The following is a 6,420-nucleotide window of genomic DNA, read 5'->3' on the forward strand; positions in this document are numbered from 1 at the left end:
GGCAGACTGGTAAAAGAAGAATAACAATTTATGGCTTTTTAATTGGACAACCCCTTCCGGAGAGATTCGGAGGGGGGTGTTTTTTTTGGGATTGGATACTTTTAGGATTCTATAAATTTTTAAATTCATTCATTATTTTCTGAATTCTTAAAATAGATTTAATCTAAAATTCTTCATTTTTTTAACCTAAATTGATATTTTTAAATTCAGATTATGATTATTTAAATCAAATATTCATAATATATAAATTTTTTATATGTGTTACAGGATTATTATAGTGGATGACCATAAGTTGTTTGTAAATGGGTTGCAAGCACTATTTTTGGGCGCTCCAAAAATCAGGGTTATTGGATGTTTCACAAATGGAAGGGATGTATTGCACTTTTTGGAAAACGGGAATGATCCAGATTTAATAATTTTGGATTTGGATATGCCGATATTAGATGGGTTTCAATTGCTTCCCATAATGAACAGAAGATATCCTAAAATCAGAAGCTTAATCATTTCTTCACACGATTCAAAAGATACGATTGAACATTGCAAAAAAGTGGGCGCTTGTGGCTTTATAAGTAAAACCCAAACTTTTAAAACTCTAAAGAAAGTGATTATCGACGTGTTGGAAGGAAGAGAATATTTCGAAGTTGCACCACAAAAAGTTAGACATTTGAAATCCCAAAACCTAACACAAAAATTGGCTGATATTTATCAACTTTCTGTAAGGGAACAGGAAATCCTCAAAATGATCCTCGGTCAAATGGAAACCAAAGAGATTGCACATAAACTCCACCTGAGTCCGCTGACAGTGAAAACTCATAGGAGGAGGATTTTTAATAAATTAAACGTCCATAATATTGCAGGACTTGTAGCTTTAATAAAAGAGCATCCTGAACTTTAAAAAAATGATAAGATATATCGTTTTTTACTTATAAGTTAGTTGAAATTACTGCCTAGGGTGTATTTTTCAAAGTATTATTTTTTTCAAACTTTACATGATATCGATTTATTGAGATCGGTAGTCGTTGAGTTTTTGTTTTAAGGTACCGTAAACCGGTTAATCAGACTTTAGTATTTCAATTCTTTTACCACTTGACCTTTAACCATGAAAAAGTCAGTCTATTTATTGATTTTAGTGTTTTTTTTATTCTTAACCTTAAAAGCCCAAACACCAGGGCAGTTAGATTTGAGTTTTAATGAAGACGTTATAGATGCAGGTTCAGGTGCCAACAACCGTATTAATAAATCAATTTTATTTGAAGATGGGAGAATTCTCATTGCGGGAGATTTCACTGAATATAATGGTGTAAAAAAAAATTATTTAGCAAGGTTAAATCCCGATGGAACCTTAGATAAAAGCTATCCAGCAGGTACAGGGCCCGACTGGGTAATTTCGGATATGGTGGCCTTAAATGATGGAAAAGTTCTAATTGGAGGAGCATTTAGCACCTTTAACGGCCAAAGTATTAATAGAATTGCAAGGCTAAATCAAGACGGTAGTTTAGATGAGACATTTGATCCAGGGCAAGGGACTAATGTCTATGTCCAAAAATTAGCATTACAACCAGATGATAAAATCATTATTGTGGGCAATTTCAGTAGTTTCGATGGTTTTGCTAGAAATAAAATAGCAAGATTGGATTCTGATGGAAATCTTGATTTGGATTTTGATCCAGGAAGTTTTATTGGGGGAAGTAATATTATTGAATCTGTTGAAATTCAAAATGACGGAAAAATACTTTTTGGGGGATTGTTTTCAACTGTTGGTGAATTTTCAAAAAATAATTTAGTAAGGATCAATTCAGATGGTTCTTTGGATTTAACTTTTGAATCGGATATTGACAGCTATGTTTATTCAATTAAAGAACAACTTGACGGTAAAATTTTGATTGGTGGAACTTTTTTAAATGTAAATGGCCAATCACAAAATAGACTTGCGAGATTAAATTCTAATGGATCTTTAGATGAAACATTTGATGTTGGTAGTGGTCCAAGTAATGTGGTTTATTTTATTGACATATTTTCTGATGATGAAATTTTAATTGGTGGTGCATTTAGTTTCTATAATTCAGTTTATTCCGAAGGCTTAGTATTACTGAATTCAATTGGTAGTCTCAAAGAAAATTTTAATGCAAATTTGACTTTGAGTGGGATCACATTGGATGTTGCTCGACAGTTGGATAATAAAATTATTGTTGTTGGTTCAATTGGTTCATTCAATGGAATTCCAAGAGATAATATTGTTAGGCTTTTACCTGATGGAAGCTTGGATACAACATTTAATCCTCCTATTGGAGCTGACAATCCTATTAATGCTCTGCATGTACAAAAAGATGGAAAAATTTTATTGGGTGGTACTTTCCAATTTTATGATGGTTTACCAAAAGGCAGGATAAATAGGCTGAATTCGAATGGACAACAGGATGAAAGTTTTGATACAGGAACTGGTTTTAATATTGATGTTAGGGTAATTAAAGAGCTACCCAATGAAAAACTTTTAGTTGGAGGGTTTTTTACCCAGTTCAATGGGGATATTAAACTGGCCTTAGTTAGGCTTAATAATGATGGTAGTCTGGATAATGAATTCAACTCTTCTGGGTCAGGGCCTGGAAACTGGGTTAATGACATCATTTTAAGGACTGATGGAAAAATCCTGATTTTTGGACAATTTACAAGTTATAATTTAGTTCAAAATATAAATAGGATTGCTTTACTGAATGAAGATGGATCATTGAATAACGATTTCAATTCTGGTACAGGTGCAAATAATGTTATTTTTTCTGCGGCTATGCAGACCGATGGAAAGATAATTATTTTAGGGAGTTTCACAGAATATAATGGAATTCCCATAAACAGGATAGCAAGGTTAAATTCAGATGGAAGCCTTGATGAAACTTTTGATGTAGGTACAGGACTCGGTCAGTCAGCCTCTTCAATAGTAGTTCAGCCTGATGGAAAAATCCTTATTGCTGGTAATTTCTTTAGTTATAATTCAGAAAGTGTAGTTAGAATTGTGAGACTAAATCCAGATGGTAGTTTAGACAGTAGCTTCAACCCTGGATCTGTTTTTACTGAACAAATAAATTCTTTAGCTCTCCAGAGTGATGGGAAGATACTTGTAGGAACTAATCGATTTAGTTCAATTACTAATACTAATTTTACAAGGTTAAATCCTAATGGCACCATAGATTCCGACTTTGATTCAGGTTCGGGTCCTAACCAAAATGTAAATGCTCTTGCAATACAAAATGATGGAAGGGTTTTACTGGCTGGAAATTTTACAGGATATAATGATGTATCAAGGATTAGAATTGCAAGGGTATTCTCAGGATTGCCCGAAGCGGATACCCAAGCACCCGTCCCAGACTTGGAGTCCCTTCCCGATATCATTGCAGCATGTGGGCTGGAATTCGAAGAACTGACTGTTCCCACAGCTACGGATAATGTGGACGGGCAGGTCATGGGCACCACGGATGAATCCATATTCCCGATTTCGGAACAGGGAGAATTTAACATTATTTGGCGTTTCACGGACCAGGCTGGGAATACCAGTGTTCAGGAACAGCGGCTTATCATACAGGACACTGAGAAACCTGTGATAGGAACGGTTTCCAATATCACAGCGACTGCCCTTGAAGGTACCTGCCAGGCAGTAATCACCATTACTACACCTGAAGTGACGGATAATTGTACACCCCCAACTGCAACAGGAACTAGGAGCGATGGATTGTCATTGGAAGCCCCATATCCGGTGGGAGAAACCATCATCACATGGACGGCTGAGGATGAAGCAGGAAATGAGGCTGATCCAGTTGTCCAGACTATAACTGTTTTGGATGATCAACCACCACTTATTTCAGTTCCTGCTGAAATTATCGTTCCCGCAAATGCAGGTCAGTGTTTTGCCAATGGTGTTAATCTGGGTACTCCTATTACTTCTGACAATTGCGGGGTAGGCTCAGTTTCAAATGATGCACCAAGTAGTTTTCCTGTTGGCCTGACCGAGGTTCTTTGGACCGTAGTGGATGTTTGGGGGAATTCTGCCCAAGCCCTTCAACTCGTGACTGTTTTGGACAATGAGTTGCCATTTATCAACTCACCTGCCGATCTGGCAATCGGTACGGATGCAGGTTTATGTTCTGCAACTGAGGTAAATCTTGGGGAACCTGAATTTGGCGACAATTGTCCCGGAGTAGAGGTCAGCAACAATGCACCGGATATCTTCCCCTTTGGTGAAACAGTTGTAACCTGGACCGTCAAGGATGCATCCGGTAACGAAAACACTTCCCAGCAGACGGTAACGGTGAATGATAACGAAAAACCTGGAATTTCTGCTGTTTCCCAAATCACCCAGACTACCGATCCGGGTGCCTGTGATGCTGAAATTGAAATCACTGCTCCAACAGTAAGTGATAACTGCGACAATCCAACTGCAACAGGTACCAGAAGTGATGGGCTTGGGCTTGATGCTCCATATCCTGTGGGCACAACCCAGATCACATGGACTGCAACCGATGCCTCTGGAAATGAAGCCGATGAAGTGGTGCAGACCGTTACCGTTGAGGATAATGAGGCTCCGATAATCACTGCGCCAGCCAACATCAGCATACAGATTGGGGAAAGTGAGGAATCAGCCACGGATGTGGATCTGGGTACCCCGACAACATCCGACAATTGCGGAGTGGAAGAGGTTAGCAACGACGCTCCTGAATCCTTCCCGGTTGGCACCACCATGGTGACATGGACAGTGACGGATGTCAATGGCAATTCAGAAACTGCACAGCAAACGGTAACTGTCAGTAGGGAAATACTGCCTACCATAACCGCTCCTGCAAATATTACAATAGATACTGACGAAGGAACCTGCGAAGTAACAGAAGTTGAACTTGGCACAGCAACAGTAACCGGAGATGATATCCCTGCCGACGGCATCAGCAACGACGCTCCGGAGAGCTTCCCGATAGGATCCACCATTGTAACTTGGACGGTGATTGACGGAAACGGTAACACCGCCACCGCGCAGCAAACAGTGACTGTAGAGGACAATGAAGTCCCCGTTATTGCAACGGTTTCAGATATTGTCCGATCAGCAGATGATGGAACCTGCGATGCTGAAATAGAAATCGAAGCACCATCAGTAAGCGACAACTGCGGCAGCCCAACCGTCACAGGTACAAGAAGTGATGGACAAGATCTTGATGCACCTTATCCTGTCGGATCTACTCAAATTACATGGAAAGCATCCGATACCTCTGGCAACGAAGCGGAGGAAGTGGTTCAGAACGTGAGAGTTGAGGACAACGAGGCCCCGACCATTGTAGCTCCTGCAAACATCAGTATCCAGATAGGAGAAGATGATGAATCTGCTACAGATGTTGAACTCGGTACCCCAACAACGTCTGACAATTGCGGGGTGGATGTTGTCGTCAACCTTGCACCTGAATCCTTCCCGATAGGTACCACCACAGTTACCTGGACAGTGACCGATGTCAATGGAAATACAGCAACCGCAGACCAAGTGATTACTGTAAGCAGGGAAATACTGCCCACCATCACCGCTCCTGCAAATATTACCATAGATGCAGACGAAGGAAGCTGTGAAGTTGAGGATGTGGATCTTGGAACTCCAACAGTAACAGGAGAAGATATTCCTTCCTACGGCATCAGCAACGACGCACCGGAAAGCTTCCCAATAGGATCCACCATTGTAACATGGACGGTTGTAGACGGAAATGGCAACACGGCCACCGCACAGCAGACCGTGACGGTAGAGGATAACGAGGCACCTGTTATATCAGCTGTCTCCGAAATCAACCGGTCAACAGACATGGGAACATGCGATGCTGAAATAGAGATCGAAGCACCAACAGTAAGTGACAACTGCGACAATCCAACCGCCACAGGCACAAGAAGTGACGGTCTTGCCTTGGATGCACCATATCCTGTGGGCAATACCCAGATCACCTGGACAGCAACCGATGCTTTGGGCAACGAAGCGGAAGAAGTGGTGCAGACCGTAACCGTAGAAGACAACGAAGCACCTGTCATCACCGCCCCTGCCAACATCACCATACAATTGCAACCGGGTCAGGAATCCGCCACTGATGTGGAACTCGGTACCCCAACAACCTCCGACAATTGCAGTGTGGACGTTGCCGTCAACCTTGCACCTGAATTCTTCCCGATAGGCACTACCACGGTGACATGGACAGTGACCGACGACAGCGGCAATACGGCAACGGATACACAGACAGTGACAGTACTCCCGGCAGATACAGAAACGGATCTTCCGACAGTCACTGCTCCCGCCGATATTCTTGTGGATACCGACAAAGGAATATGTGAAGCCATGAATGTGGATCTCGGTATCTCCACCTTTACGGGAGACATTCCTGATGGCGGACTGAGCAATGATGCCCCTACATC

2 protein-coding genes are annotated in these 6,420 nt (G+C 41.3%); both read left to right on the plus strand.

What is annotated here, in order from left to right:
• Nucleotides 1-256: 256 nt before the first annotated feature.
• Nucleotides 257-895 carry a response regulator gene (locus tag HMJ38_RS24850; protein WP_194977157.1) on the plus strand — a complete coding sequence of 213 codons (639 nt, stop codon included), beginning with the start codon at nucleotides 257-259 and terminating at the stop codon, nucleotides 893-895.
• 204 nt (nucleotides 896-1,099) lie between these two features.
• A partial coding sequence (locus HMJ38_RS24855; protein WP_194977158.1) for an HYR domain-containing protein occupies nucleotides 1,100-6,420 on the plus strand: 5,321 nt, incomplete at its 3' end.

Source organism: Aquiflexum lacus (assembly GCF_015476655.1).
GTDB classification, from domain to species: Bacteria; Bacteroidota; Bacteroidia; order Cytophagales; family Cyclobacteriaceae; genus Aquiflexum; species Aquiflexum lacus.